General features: G+C 59.7%; 12 protein-coding genes. 5 read left to right on the top strand and 7 right to left on the bottom strand.

Features of this window, described 5'->3' with window-relative positions; translation table 11 throughout:
- Positions 1–23 precede the first annotated feature (23 nt).
- Entirely contained in the window at positions 24–686 is a 663-nt protein-coding gene (locus tag H4I97_RS21540) for a TetR/AcrR family transcriptional regulator (RefSeq protein ID WP_182307775.1), read from the bottom strand.
- 166 nt (positions 687–852) lie between these two features.
- Here H4I97_RS21540 and H4I97_RS21535 point away from each other — a divergent pair, with 166 nt between their 5' ends.
- Positions 853–2,481 carry a class I adenylate-forming enzyme family protein gene (locus H4I97_RS21535; protein ID WP_244658820.1) on the top strand — a complete coding sequence of 543 codons (1,629 nt, stop codon included), beginning with the start codon at positions 853–855 and terminating at the stop codon, positions 2,479–2,481.
- On the top strand, positions 2,478–4,055 hold the full coding sequence (locus H4I97_RS21530) for a gamma-glutamyltransferase family protein (protein WP_182307773.1): 1,578 nt from the start codon (positions 2,478–2,480) through the stop codon (positions 4,053–4,055). The genes H4I97_RS21535 and H4I97_RS21530 overlap by 4 nt, the downstream gene beginning before the upstream one ends.
- A gap of 407 nt (positions 4,056–4,462) precedes the next feature.
- On the opposite strand, the gene H4I97_RS21525 is transcribed toward H4I97_RS21530, so the two are convergent.
- Positions 4,463–5,611, bottom strand: coding sequence for an amidohydrolase (locus H4I97_RS21525; protein ID WP_182307772.1), 1,149 nt, complete (start codon positions 5,609–5,611; stop codon positions 4,463–4,465).
- 181 nt (positions 5,612–5,792) lie between these two features.
- Positions 5,793–6,605, bottom strand: coding sequence for an alpha/beta fold hydrolase (locus H4I97_RS21520; RefSeq protein ID WP_182307771.1), 813 nt, complete (start codon positions 6,603–6,605; stop codon positions 5,793–5,795).
- 117 nt (positions 6,606–6,722) lie between these two features.
- Between H4I97_RS21520 and H4I97_RS21515 the strand changes: the two genes are divergently transcribed.
- A complete protein-coding gene (locus H4I97_RS21515) occupies positions 6,723–8,234 on the top strand; it encodes a class I adenylate-forming enzyme family protein (RefSeq protein ID WP_182307770.1) in 1,512 nt (503 codons plus the stop codon).
- 312 nt (positions 8,235–8,546) lie between these two features.
- Positions 8,547–9,668: a branched-chain amino acid ABC transporter substrate-binding protein gene (locus H4I97_RS21510; protein WP_182307769.1), complete on the top strand. Its 1,122-nt coding sequence runs from the start codon at positions 8,547–8,549 to the stop codon at positions 9,666–9,668.
- Positions 9,669–10,198: 530 nt separating this feature from the next.
- Here the strand turns inward: H4I97_RS21510 and H4I97_RS21505 are convergent.
- Positions 10,199–11,155 carry a bile acid:sodium symporter family protein gene (locus H4I97_RS21505; RefSeq protein WP_182307768.1) on the bottom strand — a complete coding sequence of 319 codons (957 nt, stop codon included), beginning with the start codon at positions 11,153–11,155 and terminating at the stop codon, positions 10,199–10,201.
- Between the two features lie 89 nt (positions 11,156–11,244).
- Between H4I97_RS21505 and H4I97_RS21500 the strand changes: the two genes are divergently transcribed.
- Complete coding sequence (locus H4I97_RS21500) at positions 11,245–12,105, top strand: LysR family transcriptional regulator (RefSeq protein WP_182307767.1); 861 nt, start codon at positions 11,245–11,247, stop codon at positions 12,103–12,105.
- A gap of 141 nt (positions 12,106–12,246) precedes the next feature.
- Here H4I97_RS21500 and H4I97_RS21495 read toward each other — a convergent pair whose 3' ends face one another.
- From H4I97_RS21495 to H4I97_RS21485, 3 genes are read right to left on the bottom strand one after another with little or no spacing between them, the layout of a single operon-like run.
- Entirely contained in the window at positions 12,247–13,518 is a 1,272-nt protein-coding gene (locus H4I97_RS21495; protein ID WP_182307766.1) for an ABC transporter permease, read from the bottom strand.
- Entirely contained in the window at positions 13,515–14,663 is a 1,149-nt protein-coding gene (locus H4I97_RS21490) for an ABC transporter permease (protein WP_182307765.1), read from the bottom strand. The genes H4I97_RS21495 and H4I97_RS21490 overlap by 4 nt, the downstream gene beginning before the upstream one ends.
- Positions 14,660–16,171 carry an ABC transporter ATP-binding protein gene (locus tag H4I97_RS21485; protein WP_182307764.1) on the bottom strand — a complete coding sequence of 504 codons (1,512 nt, stop codon included), beginning with the start codon at positions 16,169–16,171 and terminating at the stop codon, positions 14,660–14,662. The genes H4I97_RS21490 and H4I97_RS21485 overlap by 4 nt, the downstream gene beginning before the upstream one ends.
- Positions 16,172–16,233 lie beyond the last annotated feature (62 nt).

The following is a 16,233-nucleotide window of genomic DNA, read 5'->3' as shown; positions in this document are numbered from 1 at the left end:
ATTTTTTACATAGTTGTCAATATCTATCTGAGGAGCTTGGAACTGGCCTGTCCTTCCGCGTCGACAAGCCGGCTGACTGAACGTACGGCCTGGGCCGCAACAACCTCGGCGACCGCCTCGGCACTCATCTGGCCATCGGGATGGAACCAGAAGACAGTGTAGGACAAGATGCCGAGAATGCCGAATGCCGCCATGGTCGGCGAACCGGGTGCGAATTCACCGGACTTCTGTCCGGCGACGACCACATCTCGGTAAAGACCGACGATGCGCCGCTGCAACCTGAGGATATCATCGCGCTGCTCCTCACTCAGCTTTGCGGCATTGCGGAGCGGACCGTATAGGAAAGCATTCACAAAAGGAATGTAAGCGCGGTCGTCCAATTCATGGAAAACCTGTGCGCGAGCAAGGGAATAGAGTTGCAGTGCGGGATGTGACGGGAGATTTTCTACTGCCTTTTCCATCGCGGCAATCTCATCGAGAATTGCCTTTTCCACCGCCTCGTAGACGAGTTGCTCCTTGGACGAGAAATAGTGGTACAGCGCCGGATGCGTCAGACCCAGACTTGTCGCGATTTCCTTGATCCCTGTGGATTCCAGCCCACGTTCCGAAAAAACACGAAGCGCCTCGGTCAATATATGCTCGCGTCGCTTTGAATAGCGTTTGGACTGGTTCACTTCGGTCGACATGGTGTTGCTCCTAGCCCTTGGCTTCCATGGTCTGCTTATCACGGCACATACCGTAAAACGCAATACGTGTACCTTTAGCGATAAGGTAATCCCATATATTTGACAAATATGTCAATTTTGATCGATACTGCGCGGCGCGTTGTGCGAACAGATAACAGGCGACCCAATGACCCACAGCAGCTCAGTTCCGAAAACCCGAATCGCCGCGGCGATAAGTCGAACGCATGAAATCGGAGAAGCCATTCCGCGCACGACTATCGGATGCGCGGTAAGGAATGCATGCACTCGCTTTGCCGACCGGGTGGCGATTGAGGTTTTCGACCGACAAGAACGAATAACCTTCGCACAGTTTGAGGTGCTGACCCACCAATATGCCCGAGCTCTTCTTAAGATGGACATAAGCCCAGGTGATCGCGTGGCGGTCATGCTCCCCAATCGGCTTGCCTATCCAGCGCTCTTTGTCGCCATTGCCCGCATCGGCGCGGTCCATGTGCCCGTCAACACGCGCTACACTCCCCACGAGATCGCCTATGTCGTCAATGATGCCGGCGCACGCATCCTTCTTCACGACACCACTTTCAGCAGGACAATCGACGGTTTGTCAGTCGAACTGGAAGGGCCGACAAGGATCGTCGATCTCGGAACCGGGGAAGGCGAATTCGAGCGTGTCGTTGCACTCTGCTCGTCGGAGCCCGTCACGAGTGATGACGTGGTTCCCGACAGTCTCGTGAACATCCAGTATACGTCGGGGACGACCGGCTTCCCGAAGGGTTGCATGTTGACGCATGACTATTGGCTGGTTCTCGCCAATGCAGCCATCGCATGGGATTTGGAACCTGCCCGCCGCATCCTATCCGCCCAGCCCTACTTCTACATGGATCCGCAATGGATCACACTGAAGGCGTTGATTACGGGCGCGACGCTGGTTATCGCGCCAGGTCTTTCCTCCTCGCGCTTCCTGGGCTGGATCCACGATCATTCAATCGAATGGTGCATGTTTCCGCTACTGATGACGCGGCAGGAGCCGTCGCCGAGGGATTCGCAAACGAAGTTGAAACAGGTCGCAACCTTCGGCTGGCCGCCGGAAACCTGCCGCGAGTTCCACAATCGCTTCGGAGTCATGGCGCGCGAAGGGTTTGGAATGACCGAAATCGGACTCGGAACCTGGATGCCGCCGGAGCTTGACGAGATGTATGATTCAGGAAGCGTCGGCATTGCGGCGCCGTGTCGTGAAACATCGATCCGCGATTCCCAAGGCCAACCTGTCGCGCGCGGGGAGATCGGCGAACTCTGGGTCAGAGGGCGCTCGATCTTCAGGGGATATTGGAACAGGCCGGACGCAAATGACGAGGTCTTCCGTAGCGGCGGCTGGTTTCGCACCGGCGATCTGTTTCGCGAGGACGAAGAGGGATTTCTCTATGTCGTCGGGCGCCTGAAAGACATGATCCGCCGCTCGCAGGAAAATATTGCTGCGCGCGAAGTCGAGGCCGCAATCTGCATGCTGCCGGAGGTCGAAGACGCCGCCGCAGTCCCGGTTCCGGATCCCGTGCGCGGCGAGGAAGTGAAGATTTATGTCCAGCTCAAGAGCGGTGTCTGTCGCGACACGCTGCCGGTGGAGAGGATCCTCGAGCACGCACGCAACTACCTGGCGAAATTCAAGGTTCCGCGATATGTCAGCTATGTCGACAGCTTCCCGCGCACCGCATCCAACAAGATCGAGAAGAAGACACTGATCACCGGCGTCGGTGACTTGCGCAGAGGCGCCTACGACGCCGAGGAAGGAGCCTGGCGATGAGCCTCGACACGTGTTTCCCCTATGCTTCCCGACGGGTCGCGCAGTTCGGCACCGCCTCCGTTGCCACCAGCCAGCCGCTGGCTGCACAGGCCGGCATAGCCGCTCTTGCCGCCGGCGGCAACGCCGTCGACGCCGCTCTTGCCACCGCGATAACCCTGACGGTGGTCGAGCCGACAATGAACGGACTCGGCGGCGACTTGTTCGCCCTCGTCCATGACGGAGCAAATCTCCACGGCCTCAACAGTTCCGGACGGTCGGCGCGGGCCTGGCAGCCCGAGCGTCTCGCCGGGGCAGGCACGATGCCAATGACGGGCTGGGACACGGTCACCGTGCCCGGCCAGGTACGCGGATGGGAGGCTTTGCATTCGCGTTTCGGTCGTCTGGCTTGGGCAGATCTGTTCGAAACCGCGATCCGTTACGCAACGGACGGCTTCCTCGTCCCGCACGTTGTTGCCCTACACTGGGCCATGCAGGCCAACTGGTTCCGTGACGTACCGGGCTTTGCGGAGATGTTCCTCCCCAATGGCCGCGCGCCAGAGCCTGGCGCGTGTTTCCGCAATCCGTACCTCGCCTCTTCGCTTCGGTGCCTCGCACAGGAAGGAGCGGACTCGTTCTATCGCGGACGTCTTGCAAGTCAGATCGTGGCGTTTGCCGAAGAAACCGGAGGGTCGATGCGCAAGGGCGACTTGGAGGACCACGCTGCCGAGTGGGTCGAACCGATGTCGGTCGATTTCGCGGGCGCCACGATCCACGAGCTTCCGCCCAACGGACAGGGGCTGACGGCCCTCATCGCGCTCGCCTTGATCGAGCGCATCGGCTTTGGCCGCGACGCTGCAACCGACCTCCATGTCGAGATAGAAGCGACACGGCGTGCGCGCGAGGTCGTCGCCCGAACGGTGGGCGACCCACAATCGATGCGGATGGAACCTGCAGCACTTCTCGACGGCGCGGTCCTCGATAGGCTTGCCAGCGGCATCGATCCGGAGCGGGCACGGCCGGCCGATCCCATCGCGAACGAAGGATGGGGTACTGTCTACCTTTGCGCCGCCGATCACGAGGGCATGATGGTTTCACTGATCCAGTCGAACTACCGCGGCTTCGGGTCTGGCCTTGTCGTGCCCGGCACGGGCATCTCGCTGCACAATCGGGGCTCCTGCTTTGTTTTCGAAAAGGGCCATCCGAATGAGGCGAGGCCATGCAAGCGACCGTTCAACACCATCATTCCGGGGTTCATGACGCGCAACGGTCGTCCGCTGGCGGCCTTCGGCGTCATGGGGGGCGGAATGCAGCCGCAAGGCCATGTCCAGATCGCCGCCCGCCTCCTCGCACGCGGCGAGAACGTGCAGGCGGCGATCGACGCGCCGCGCTGGCGCATCGCAGACGATGGAACGCTCATGGTCGAGGAAGATCTGCCGGAGGCACTGGTCTCGGATCTCTGTCGGCGCGGACACCAGGTCGTCCGGCAACCACGTTGGGACTATCAGTTCGGAGCCGCGCAGGCCATCGTGCGACGTGACGACGGTTATGAGGCGGGAACGGAATCGCGCCGCGACGGCTGTGCTGCCGTAATCTGACGGTGCGGGCAACTTGTTCGTCCCCGGGCGAGACCTCGGGGACCACGCTTCATCATGAACCCTGCCGGTTCGCCTGCGCTTTCCGAAGTCGCAAGTCAAAACGCGTGTCGTTTTGAACCTACACACCAATGCGGCGCCGTTGCTGCCGTGTGCGCCCACGGCGGTGCTGTTGCGCAGTTCGTCCAGCGGGGCAACCGCCTCTGCGCATGCCGTACCGCCTCTATCGAGAACGATGGTTGCCACGTCCGATTTCACATCCTCAAAACCCTGAGGAGCGTAGACCACAGCATCGGGGCCGAAGGGCCTGGTCCAGCAGGAAATCCCGTCCTCGATGGACGATTTAGGATGACAGACTGCTCTTTTCGCGTGTCGGTCGTTCAGCGGCGAGCCGGATGGCGGGAGATTCGTCAGCCAAGCATGCCGCGCACGACCCGATCGAAGATGCGTGCACCGATGCCAATCAGTTCATCGGGGACGTCGTAATCTGGATTGTGAAGGTGGGGGCGGTTCTCGCCGGCGCCGAGAAGAAACATCGCGATCTTCGTTCCGTCTTTTCCGAAACCGCCGAAGTCTTCGGAGCCCCTTAGCGGAAGGTCACCCGAATCGTAAGCGATGTGTTCATCGTCCAGTGCGCGCCCGAGATAGTGGACGGCTTCCGGATCGTTGACGCAATCGGCGAAGATGTTGTCGTAGTTGATCTCCACAGCAAGACCGGCGGCTGCCGCCTCATGCGCAATCCTTTCGGCGTCCAGCCGAAGTTTCTCCATGCGGGCGTCTGCGAGCGTGCGAAGCGTCAGCCAGATTTCGCCACAACCGGGCGCTATGCCGAACACGCGTTCGCCCGCCTCGATGTGGGTGACCGTCGTCATGGCGAAATCGGGGGAGTGAGGCTCGCCGGACGACAGGCCCTCGAGCGCCGGCAACAACCGCAGCAAGGACGGCACTGGCGAAAGACCTGTTTCCGGCATGGATGCATGCGCGGTCCGCCCGGTAAAGGCAATACGCATCCCCCGCGAGGCGCATGTAATGGGACCATCAACCAAGGCTACCCGCCCCAGCGCCATTCCCGGCATGTTGTGATAGGCGAAGGCAAAATCCGGCTTGATCGTGGCGTAGCGCTGGTCCGCGACGACGGCAGCGGCGCCGGCGCCGTTCTCCTCCGCCGGCTGGAACATGAGAATTACGCGGCCTCGCTTCGGGCGTTTGCGAGAGAGGCCGCGCGCCAGCGCCATCAGCGTCGCCATGTGGCCATCATGGCCGCATTGGTGTCCCCGCCCCGGAATGCGCGACCGGTAAGCGACATCCGACATGTCCTCGATCGCCAGGCCATCGAGTTCGGCCCGGAACATCACCGACGGTCCCGGTTCGAAACCACCATAGATGGCAGCGACGCCATGCCCGCCCAGATCGGTGACAATGCGATCCGGACTGGTCGCCGCGAGGGCGATTTCGACCTCCCGTGCGGTCTCGGTTTCCTCGCCGGATATTTCCGGCGTCATATGCAATTTCCGTCGCCACTCCACGAGTTCGATCAGATCCTGGTTCGTTAAATGCATCGACTTCTCCGGTCAAAGAAGCGGCCCAGAAACGCGTCGAGCCTGACAATCTGCGCTGGCCGCCTGCGCTTCGGCATGTCCGACAGGCCCGGGGTTCCGCCTCGAGGTCGATCTCGACGACGCGCGATTGTGTCGTGCCCGTCGCGAAGCGGTGGATAATCCTCGGTGCGACGCGCGCAGCCTAGGGCGCTCCTCCTGAAACCCGGTCGAGATGCGCAAGCAGGCGATCGGCGAGAAGCTCCGGGGCTTCAACATTGGGCTGGTGACCGACGCCATCGAATACTTCAAAAAGGCTTCCGGAAATCCCAGCGGCGATTGTCCTCGACTTCTCCGGGGGATTCGCCCCGTCGAGCGCGCCACAGAAGACGTAGGTCGGACTGCCCACATGCGGCAGCATGTGGCGGATATCGACCCGGCGCAGGATCGGCGCGGATGCGCGGGCAACGGCCGGGCCGTCATTCGACAGAATCAGCTGGCGCTCGCGGGCCAGCACGTCGGCGCGCGCCGGATCCGTGCGGAAGGGCTCGCCGTAGAGAATGGGGAGAAGCCCATCGACGACGCTCGCCGGGTCTTGAGCAAAGCCGTCGAGGAGCAGCTTTTCGTATTTCACGACCTTCTCGATCGGTTCGGCCTCGGCGGACGCACCGCCGATCGCCAGCGATCTGATCCGCTGCGGCATCTGGGCGGCGATCCTGATGCCCGTCACGCCGCCAACCGACATGCCGACCCAGTGGAAGCGATCGAGGCCCAGCCTGTCGGCGACGCCGATCACGTCGTGACAGAGGTTGTCGACGTCATAGCCGCCGAGCGGCTTGCCACTACGGCCCATGCCGCGCCAGTCGACCGTTATGCACCGGTAGCGCGCCGCAATACGTTCGATCTGACGTTCGTACATACGGCCATTGAAAAACAAGGCGTGTGTAAAGATGACCGGGTCGCCGGTCCCGAATTCTTCAACGAACAGATCCGCGCCATTGATATGCATCAGAGACATCGCCACCTCCTCAGTCAGCGAGACAATACGGCTTGTATGATTTTTACAACTATGTTAATTATTGAGAGCCGTCAATCGGAAACTCCAATCGAGCGTAGTCAATAAGGTTGATCATCAATGCCCTCTTCTCTTCCCGGCTTCGGTACACTTGATGCTGTTCTTGATCATTATGCCACCTCCAATTCCGGGGCCGAAGTCGCCGTCGAGGGCGACAGAAGAGTGACATATATCGAGATAAATCAGCTTGTTGATAGATATTGCGACTGGCTTGAAGACAAGGGAGTTCAACAAGGCGACCGCGTCGCCCTTCTCGCCGCCCCGGGGATCGACTATCTCCTGCTGCTGATGGCGGCTTCGCGTCTCGGCGCAATTTACGTTGGTGTCAATCCACGCTATTCTTCGGATGAGATATCTCACGTTCTCAAGGTAACCGAGCCAAAGGTCCTGCTTCACGCCGAGGCACCCAACGAACACGATCTGGCCGGCCGCGCGCATGCCGCCGCAGGATGCGTAGCGGTCCTTTCCGCGCCCGATGTCGCCGCCATGCCGGCGTCGGCAGCTGCGCGAAAGAGTCCTGCCGGTCGCATGGACGTCGCCGTCATCGTCTTTACATCCGGATCTACGGGGAAGCCAAAAGGGGCTGCCCTCCATCATGACGGGCTGATTGGGGCGGCAATTGGTCAATACGACCACCTCGACGGCGAACCGCGACGATACATTTCGAACCTGCCGATCAATCACGTTGGTGCCATCATGAACACGACGATGGGATGCCTGGTGGGCGGAGGCACGCTGATATTTCAGGCGAAATTCGATCCCGCAGGCGTTCTCGCGTTGATCGAGCGTGAGCGAGCTCAGACATGGTTGCAGGTGCCCGCAATGTTCACGCTGGCAGTGAACCATCCGGATTTCGCCAACCGCGACCTTTCCTCCTTGCGCTCGATCTGTATCGGCGGGGGCGCGGTATCTGCTCCGACGCTTGCCGCACTGCGGTCGATAGGCGCTAAAGTATTCGTCGAATATGGGCAGACTGAGGTGATGAGCTCAGTTGCCTATTCGGATGACGCCGACCCGGATGAAGTCCTTCTCAACACGATCGGCAAGTTCGATCCGCGGTTTGAGACGCGAATCGCCGACGAAAGCGGCGGGATCTGCACGATAGGCGAGACCGGCGAAATCCAGGCACGCGGCACCTGCGTGCTACGATCCTACTGGGGGGATGAGAAAGCAACCCGCGAGGCCTTCACGGCCGACGGCTGGCTGAAGACGGGTGATCTTGCGGCCCGACGGCCCGACGGCAATATCTCGCTCAAGGGTCGCTTGCGTGAAATGATCAAATCTGGTGGCTACAACGTCTACCCGCGCGAAGTCGAGGCAGTAATCGAGACGCATGAATCAGTCGCCGAGGTCGTCGTCTATGGCGCGCCTGACGATGTCTATGGGGAGGCGGTACGCTGCGCGATCGAGTGCAAGCCGGGTGCCATGGTCACGGCTGAGGTCCTCAGGCAGCATTGCGCGGCGGCGCTCGCCAACTACAAGATCCCGAAATCATTCGACATCGTCCCGATGCTGCCGCGTCTCAACAACGGAAAGGTGGACCGAGCATCGGTGCGGAGCCATGTGGCGTGATGCCGGCCTACATAGACACACGATCACGAGTGCTTGGTGGCCTGACGTGTGATCGCTGGGCCGGGAGGCGGAGAGGTAAGGCCACCGCCGAAGGCGGGCAGCACGAACTATCGTGGATTCGATAATTGTCCTTCGCTAATGCGGCACCAGCCAAATGGACAATAACTACTACTGACGACACCAGCAAACTCGACCGTTCACATGGGGAATACCCGCTAGTTGCTTGGTTGCGCCAACGATTGCTCAACCCAATACGGCGGCACAGTGGGCGCGCCGCTTTTTTGACTTACGTCCACTTCATGGGAGGAAGAAATGAAAAGAGGACTATTTTCGACAGCGTCATTGATGGCGATGATAATGATCGCCGGAGGAGCACGAGCCGAAATTCTCGTGGGCATCGGAGCTCCAATAACAGGTGCGAATGCTGCTTTCGGCGCCCAGATGCAAAGGGGAGCTGAACAGGCCGCCGCGGACATCAACGCGAACGGCGGCATCAATGGCGAGCAGATCAAGATCGTGCTCGGGGATGACGTCGCCGATCCCAAACAGGGCATCTCAGTTGCCAACAAATTCGTCGCCGATGGGGTCAAATTTGTAATCGGACATTTGAATTCCGGTGTGTCGATCCCAGCTTCCGAAGTCTACGCGGAAAATGGGATCCTCGAAGTCACTCCGGCTGCCTCAAATCCCGTTTATACGGAGCGGGGCTTGTGGAACACATTTCGTGTTTGCGGTCGTGACGATCAACAGGGCGCAGTCGCTGGCGAGTATATTGCCAGTCACTTCAAGGATGCTCACGTCGCCATCGTCCATGATAAGACCCCTTATGGGCAAGGTCTCGCTGACCAAACCAAGAAGGTCATGAATGACGCGGGCCTCATCGAAGTGATGTACGAAGGCATCAACGTCGGTGATAAGGATTTTTCCGCACTTATCGCGAAAATGAAGCAGGGCGGCGTTTCGATCATCTTCTGGGGTGGTCTACATACGGAAGCTGGACTCATCATCCGGCAGGCGAAGGATCAGGGACTGAAGGCAACGCTTGTCGCGGGTGACGGTCTCGTATCGAACGAACTGGCTTCGATAGCGGGTGATGCGGTCGCGGGAACTTTGAATACCTTCGGGCCGGATCCGACACTGGATGCGGCCAACAAGGACCTTGTTGCGAGGTTCAAAGCGAACGGCTTCAACCCTGAAGCCTATACCCTCTATTCGTACGCTGCTCTGCAGGTCATAGCGGGCGCCGCTGAGGCAGCAGGTAGCAGCAATCCTGAGGAAGTTGCGGAAGCAATGAAGGCAAAGGGGCCGTTCCCGACCGTGCTTGGCAGCTTGTCCTTCGACCAAAAGGGCGATCTCAAGGTCCCAGGCTACATTATGTATGAATGGGAAAAGGGGACTGACGGTACCTATAGCTTTGTGCCCAAAGTCGATTAAGTCGCCGACAGACATTCAGCATAGAACTGAGAGGCCTCCCATCGAGGGGCCTCTCACCACCATGCAGATGGACCCCTCACATATTTTAATGGAGGCTGGCCGGCGTGTTGTCGCTGAACACATCGCCGATCTCCTCTGCCCATTCGAACTGAGGTAACCTCCATGTGCATCCGGAATAAGGCCAACCGTTCATAACGCGTCTTGAGTCGAATTCCAGATCGCCATCGTATCGGGGCACTGAGCCACTCTTACCGCAAACGTACGCTCCGCCGTAGATCGGGTTCGCGATCATCTGGAGTATGGTTGCACAAGTCGGTCTGCGCCAGACGACGTCGCCATTGATATATCTGGAGGTAAGGTCCAAGTCCCGCTCAAGTGGCCATATCACGGCCTGTCGTGCACTGGCGAGTTTGGCAACCTCGTTGAAGGCGAACACAATGGCTTCCTGGATAGAAAGGATGGAATTCCACCAGAGGCGTCTCACAGCTAAAAGCGGCGTGGGGACGAGCAACCGCCACGTCGGTTCGCCGTCAGGCACTTCGCGCGTAGCGTTGGGCAATCAGTGCACACACCATCAACTGGATCTGGTGGAACAACATAAGGGGCAGGACGATGGCGCCGACGCTCTGGCCAGCGAAGATCGCGCCGGCCATCGGAACGCCACTGGCAAGACTCTTTTTCGAGCCGCAGAAGGTGATGGTGATTTCGTCCTCTCTGGAAAACCCGAGGAAACGGCTGCCGAACATGGTGACGGCAAGCACCGTTGCGAGGAGGACGACGTCGACAATAGCGACAATGCCGAGATCTTGAAACGAAAGCGTCCGCCACAGGCCCTCGACGACAGCGGAGCTGAAGGCGAGATAGACCACCATCAGGATCGAGCCTCGATCAACCGGCGCCAGCAGCTTCTTGCGGGCGCGGATCCAGTCGCCGATCCACGGTTGGAGGATCTGCCCAAGAATGAAGGGCGCCAGCAACTGCAGCAGGATCTGCTCGAGCGCCGTCATCGAAAATCCACCGCCGCCTGACGCCGAAAGCAGCAAGCCGACGAGAAGCGGCGTCAGGAACATGCCAAGGATATTCGAGGCGGACGCAGCGCAAATGGCGGCCGGCACGTTGCCAGCGGCCATCGACGTAAATGCGATCGAGGACTGTACTGTCGAAGGCAAGACGCAGAGAAACAGGAGTCCGGTATAGAGCGCCGCGGGAAGCGATGACGGCAGCATGAGACCGGCGGCGAGCCCGAGAAGTGGAAAGATGGCGAAGGTTACAAACAGGATCACACTGTGCAGCCTCCAGTGCAGCAGGCCGGCGATCACCACGTCGCGCGAGAGGCGCGCGCCGTGCAGAAAGAACAGCAGAGCGATGGCGAGCTTCGTCGCAAGCGCCATCCACACCTGCGCCTCGCCGGTGACCGGCAGGACAGAGGCCAGGAGCACTGACGCCAAGAGCAGCATTGTGAAGGTATCAGGGAGGAAACGGCGCATCTTCTCATTCCGGTGGACGTCGTCTCGCTCATTCCATTATTGTGATACAAGATGCAAGAAATAACACCCATCACGAAATGGGATATAAGATGCTCGATCTCGTCCAGTTGCGTAGTTTCCTCGCGATTCAGCAGACAGGCAGTTTCACCCGCGCCGCGGAATATCTCCGGCTTGGGCAGTCAACGGTCAGCCAGCATATCCAGAAGCTGGAAGCCGCCCTTGATCGCCGTCTCATCTTTCGCGACACCCATCGCGTCGGCTTGACACCCGACGGCGAAGTCCTAGCGAGCCACGCCCGCGCAATGCTGGCGATCGACGCTCAGGTCATCGACCTATTTGCGGCAAACAAGCTGCGCGGCCAGTTGCGATTTGGCGTCTCCGAAGACTTCGCAACCAGCCGCCTGACAGCGGTCCTTGAAGATTTCATCCGTGCGTATCCCTCCGTGGATCTGCAATTGACCGTCGCATTGAGCGGTGCGTTGTACGAAATGCAGGATCTAGGAGAAATCGACCTTGTCTTCGCCAAGCGACGCCTTGGCGACCAGCGCGGTCGTCTCGTCTATCGCGAGCCGCTGGTCTGGCTGGCACGCGACCCGCTGCAGCTGGCGGCTCAGTCGGCTCCTTGGCCATTGATCGCGTTCCCGCCACCAAGCATTACCCGCAAGCTTGCTCTCGAAGCGCTGGATGCGGGCCGGATTTCCTGGCGCATCGTATGCACATGCGGCAGCCTCAGCGGACTGACGGCTGCAGCGCGCGCGGGCATGGGCGTCCTGGTGCAGCCTCGCAGCATGGCGCCCGCCGGACTGAAAGAAGTCCCCCAAGACATTCTGCCGCAGCTCGAGGACGTGGAATTCGTCCTGGTTCCGCGCAACGGAGCCGACCAGGCGCTCATCACCGCTCTGTCGGACCAGATCTTCTCCAAGGTCGGAGGCAATCTTGAAATCAGCTGAAAAGCGGAACAAGCGTTCTCATTCTTGATCGGCGCTACGCTGTCAGGCTCCCTGTCGGCGGGAAAAGAGACGCACGTTTCCAGCAAATCTGATTCATATTTTTATGGACACAGTCGCCGGATAGGCCAGCCGGCTCCCGGGCTATTCCTTGATGTAGGGTTTACCATCCGCAGCGGGAGGCCTTGCACGACCGATCAGTCCCGCGACGACAATGATCGTCGCGATATAGGGCGCCATGGCAAGAAATTCCGATGGGATCGGGGTTTGCAGCAAGGCGAGCTTTTGTTGCAATGAATCCGCAAATCCGAATATCAATGCGGCCATCAACGCGCCAACGGGATGCCAACGTCCGAAAATCATTGCGGCCAGGCCGATGAAACCACGCCCGCCGGTCATGTTTTCATCGAAGCGCCCAACGGTACCGAGGGTGAACCATGCGCCACCAAAGCCCGCGACCATGCCGGCGAGGATGACGTTCACATAGCGCGTTCGATAGACATTGATCCCAAGCGTATCGGCCGCGCGCGGATGCTCGCCCACCGCACGAGCCCGCAAGCCGTGTCGGGTGTAGAAGAGATAATAGGTAGCAAGGGCAACCATAACCAAGGCGCCGTAGACGAACACATTCTGCTGAAAGAGCATGGGGCCGATCACGGGTATGTCGCCGAAAAGGGGGATCTTGACCGCGCGGAACACCGGGGCGTCGTTCAAGAAGCGGTATTCCTGAAAAACCTGGCTGCTGACATAGGATGTCAGCCCCAGCACAAACAGATTTATCACGACGCCGGCAATAATCTGATCCATGCGATAGGTGACAACAAGAGCAGCCAGGATAAACCCGAAGAGACCGCCGACAATGACGGCCGACATCAATCCACCGACCCCGCCTATCAAGGATCCGGTCAGCGCCGCCGTGAATGCACCGGCGAGCAACATTCCCTCAATGGCGATGTTGACCACAGCAACGCGCTCGGACAGCACGCCAGCCAATCCTCCGAGTGCGATAGGGACGGCCCTCACCATTGTGGCCTGCAGCATTCCGGTGAGTGAAAAGGATTTGCCCGCAGTCGCCCATACCAGAAAGGCGAAGACAGCAAGAACTAGTCCGAATCCGATGGAGAGCGCTGTCCACCTCGCCCCGCCACGGAGGAACTGGCGCACGCCAAGGAAGGCCAGAACCGCGGCCATCAGGTAGTTGAAAGGGGCAACGGCGACCACGAGATCCGGAAGAGCCCAGGTATCGGTGGGACGCGACAGCCGAAAGACCGCGTTGCCCGTCGTTCCTAAGCTGAAGACGATTGTCACCAGAATAGCGAGCGCGATGAGCGCGGCTCCCGATATGCATGCCTGACGGTTCTTGCGCATGTCGATGTCGCGTGCGGATGACGTTGAATGCGGCGATGCTATGGTCATGACGCGCTGTCCTTCTCATCCGTCATGGGTTTTCGAAATCCCCAGGGGAAGATCGCACGCACCAGGAGGGGTGCCGCTATGAAGACGATGATCAAGGCCTGAATTATGCCGATCAGATCGATGCTGACGCCGGCATCGACCTGCATTTGGCGCCCTCCAGCCTTCAACGCACCAAAGAGCAGCCCGGCGAACAGGACACCGATCGGATGGGAGCGACCGAGCAGAGCAACCGAAATCGCATCGAAACCGATACCGGCGGAAAAGCCCGGTGTCGCGCGGCCGAGAACGCCCAGCACCTGGTTCGCGCCGGCGAGCCCCGCAAGTGCGCCGGCCGACCCCATCGCGGTGACGATGATGAGCGGTGCGCGGATGCCGGCGTAACGTGCCGCGTCGGCATTCTCGCCGCTCGCGCGGAACTCGAATCCCAGTTTTGTCCGAAACAGCAGCCAATAGATCAGGATGACTGCCGCGACCACGAGGAAGAGGCCGGCATGGACGCGGAGGTTCGCATCAATCCATGCGAACAACCGTGGAAGTTGCGCGCTTTCCAAGACAGATTTGGAAATCGGATCAGCACGTTCGGCCTTTTGAACCCAGGATAGTCGTAGCATGTAGTCAAGCAGGCGGTACGAAATCAGGTTCAACATGATTGTTGAGATCACTTCGTGCGCGCCTGTGGCGGCCCGCAACCATCCCGCAATCGAAGCATAGGCGGCACCGGCAAAGGCTCCAGCCAGAAGTGTCAGTGGCAAATGCACGATCCATGGCAAACCTTCGAAACTGAAGCCCACGATTGCCGCGACGAGCCCGCCGACGATGATCTGTCCCTCGGCTCCGATATTGAAGAGGCCGGCCCGAAAACCAAGCGCAAGGCCGAGGCCGGCCAGGATCAGTGGCGCAGCTGCCGTCAACGTCTCTGAAACCGCATTGAGCGAACCGACCGAGCCCTCCCACAGAGCAATGTAGGAGCGGCCGATGGTCACCGGATCGACCGCGGTTGCCAGCATGACCAGGGCCCCGATGATTAACGCGACGATGAACGCGAAGACCGGCACGACCACGAGGTCCTCGTATTCGGCACGACTGGGTGCTGCTCGCTGCAGGAGTTTTTCAGATAGCGTCTCACTGGCGGTTTGAACGGTCATGCCTGTGCTCCTGCCATGGCGAGCCCGACGGCGTTCTTGTCGACAGGACCTTTGGTCGCATCGAATTCGGCGACAAAGCGACCCTTGAACATCACAAGGATCCGATCAGACAGGGAAAGGATCTCATCCAGTTCCGAGGAGACGATCAATACACCGTCGCCTGTGTCGCGGGCATGCATCAGACGGCTATGGATGTATTCGACGGAACCCACATCGAGGCCGCGTGTCGGCTGCGCGGCGACGACGAGACACGTCTCCCGTTCCAGTTCGCGCGCCACGATGAGCTTCTGCTGGTTGCCGCCCGACAGGCTGCCTGCCCTGGTGAAAACCGAAGGCGTGCGCACGTCGAAATCGGCAGCGTACTTCGCTGCGCTCTTGAACACGTCAGGCCAGCGGATACTCGGGCCGGATGCATAACGTTCGTCGTAATAGGTGTTGAGCACCATGTTCTCGGCAACGGTAAAATTCGTGATCATTCCGCTTCGTTGCCGGTCCTCCGGAATGTGCGCCATACCCATACGGTGACGTTCGCGAACCGACGCACGCGTAATATCCTTGTCGAGGAACAGTATCTTGCCGGCGGCGGCATGATGGAGACCGGTCACCGCCTCGATCAGCGCCGACTGGCCATTGCCCTGGACGCCGGCGATCCCAACGACCTCACCACTTTTGACGTGAAAACTGACGCGATCGACAGCGATCTTGTCGTCCTCGCTCAGTACTGTCAGTTCGCTGACATCAAGAAGGGTGCGGCCCGGCGCATAGGGTGCCTTCTCGACATCAAAGACGACCGGCCTGCCGACCATCATTTCCGCAAGCTGCGCCTCCGTCAGCGTCTTTGGGTCGCCCTCGCCGACGATCTGGCCATCTCGCAACACGCTGATACTGTCGGCGATTTCAAGAATTTCGTTCAGTTTGTGCGTGATGAAAACGAGGGCCTTGCCGGCGTCGCGCAATGACCTGACGATTTCGAAGAACTCGGTAACCTCTTGCGGGGTCAGAACTGCTGTCGGCTCGTCCAGAATGAGGACATCGGCCGAGCGGAACAAGACCTTGATGATCTCGACACGCTGCTGAAGTCCGACCGGAAGGTCTTCGACGCGGGTGCCAAGATCAACCTCGAGACCAAATTTTCTATTGATCTCGTTGACCTGGTCGCGGGCGGCTGCCAGATCGAGCCAATCGAACTTGCCGGTCGGTTCGACACCCAGAATGACGTTTTCCGCGACGGTAAATACAGGAACCAGCATGAAGTGCTGATGCACCATTCCGATCCCGGCCGCGATCGCGTCCCCGGGACCGCGGAAAACAGCCGGTTTGCCATCGAGCAGGATCTGGCCCTCGTCGGCGGCATAGAGCCCGCTCAAGATATTCATCAACGTCGATTTGCCGGCGCCGTTTTCGCCGAGGAGCCCAAGGACCTCTCCCGCGCGGATCGTCAGATTCACATTCGAATTGGCAATTACCGGACCGAAGCGTTTGGTGATCCCCTTTAGTTCGATATCCACTGCCGCTCTCCCAAGGCCGACGCAAGAGACCGTGCCCGCCGCCTGTGAAGGCGGCGGGTAAG

The sequence above is a fragment of the Ciceribacter thiooxidans genome (assembly GCF_014126615.1).
Classification (GTDB): domain Bacteria; phylum Pseudomonadota; class Alphaproteobacteria; order Rhizobiales; family Rhizobiaceae; genus Allorhizobium; species Allorhizobium thiooxidans.
Note: the sequence above shows the minus strand (reverse complement) of the source record. Positions and strands in the feature narration are given on the sequence as shown.